Below are 1,694 nucleotides of genomic sequence, written 5' to 3'. Positions count from 1 at the left end.
CCACGGTGCCCCCACCGGCCCGATGCCCGGTTACGGCCACCCCCAGCAGCCGCCCGGCGCGGTGCCCGGCAAGCCCGGCGGGGGCGGGAACGCCCCCCGCATGGTGTTGATCATCGGCGTGGTGCTGGCGGTCCTGCTCGCCGGTGGCTTCGGCGCGTACTACGTGCTCGCCGGTGGCGGGGACGACTCCCCGGCCGCCGCCGGCACGGACACCGACCCCGGTACCGACGACGGCAGCGGCGGCGACGAGGAGCCCGACGGTGACGAGGAGCCCGGCGGCGGGGCGGCCCTGCCCGACGGCGCCACCGAGGCCGAGCTGATCATGGAGATCGAGCAGCCCGACGTCCCCGAGGAGGACATCCTCACCGAGGCGTACGGCTACTGGGTGCTCGATGACTCCCTCGTCCGCCTCATGACCCGCGAGTTGGTCTCCTACGACCTGAACACCGGTGAGCGGCAGTGGAGCTTCCCGCTGCCGAACAACGAATGCCGCGTCTCCCACGAGCACTCCGACGGCCGCGTCGCCCTCCTCCAGGGGCGTGACTGCGAGGTGCTGACCGTCCTGGACATCACCACCGGCGAGGACGTGTGGACGACCACGGTCGAGGAGAACGTCACCCCCGGCCGCTACTCGGTGCCCGCCATCCTCGGTGACACCGTCGCCCTGGGCTGGACGCTGGGTGGATACGGCTGGAGCGTCTCGCAGGAGAAGGCGCTGTGGGAGCCGCGCTCGGGCGAGAACTGCAAGGAGGACTCGTACGCCGTGATGGACGGCGTGTTCATCTCCAAGGTCGGCTGCGGCTTCATCGGCGACGACGGCGGCAGCATCCGAGCCACCGAGGAGGACGGCACCGAACTGTGGTCGTGGGAGTACCCCGCCGAGCAGGACGGCACGAAGCTGCGCTTCCGCTCGGTCATCTCCGCCGACCCGCTGGTGGTCCGGATGGACCTCGGTGACATCGCCGCCGCCGAGGAGCAGATCTGGGTCATCGACGACGCCCGGCAGGACGTGGCGCACGTCCTGCCCTACGACCGTGACCGGCACGTCAGCCCCTGCGACGCGGTGACCCTCTCCTGGTGCCCCGGGGCCGTGGTTCACGACGGGATGATGTACCTGGCCACCATGGATCGGGAGAACTCGGTGGTCGCCTTCGACCTGTCCACCGGCACCGCCGTCTGGGAGGTCTCCTCCGAGGAGGGGGCGACGATCATGCCGATCCGGGAGCAGGACGGGAAGATCCTCGCCTACGAGATCGCCTCCACCGATCGGCCGGGGGCCGTCGTGGCGATCGACCCGGCCACCGAGAGCGCCGAGTCGGTGATGGTCCTGCCGCACGAGTCGCGGGAGGCGCAGCGCAAGGTGGTCTCGGACCCGTACTCGCACGACAACCATCCGGTCTGGGTGGAGAACCGGCTGCTCCTGCTCTCGCAGCGGTTCTACGACCACACCGTCGGCGACCCGGTGACGATGGTCTTCCGCTGAGGTTCGGACCCCGTCGGCCGACCGGTCCGACACCGTGAACGGCCCCGCGCCCCCGGTCCCACCGGGGGCGCGGGGCCGTTGGCGTGCGTGTTCCGCCCGCGCCCGGCGGGGCCCGGCCGTATCCTCGACCGCGACCGTCGGTCGGCGCCCGGACGGTGGGGCCGGACGATCGCCCGACCGGAACCCGGGCGGCTCCGGGGGTGTCTCGAGG

General features: G+C 72.0%; 1 protein-coding gene. It reads left to right on the top strand.

Annotation, left to right across the window (positions count from 1 at the left end; genetic code table 11):
- On the top strand, nucleotides 1-1,483 hold a 1,483-nt coding region (locus FNQ90_RS22225), incomplete at its 5' end, for an outer membrane protein assembly factor BamB family protein (protein WP_182607978.1).
- Nucleotides 1,484-1,694: the final 211 nt, after the last annotated feature.

Source organism: Streptomyces alkaliphilus (genome assembly GCF_014141535.1).
Classification (GTDB): domain Bacteria; phylum Actinomycetota; class Actinomycetes; order Streptomycetales; family Streptomycetaceae; genus Streptomyces; species Streptomyces alkaliphilus.
This window is presented reverse-complemented; position numbering and strand designations above follow the sequence as displayed.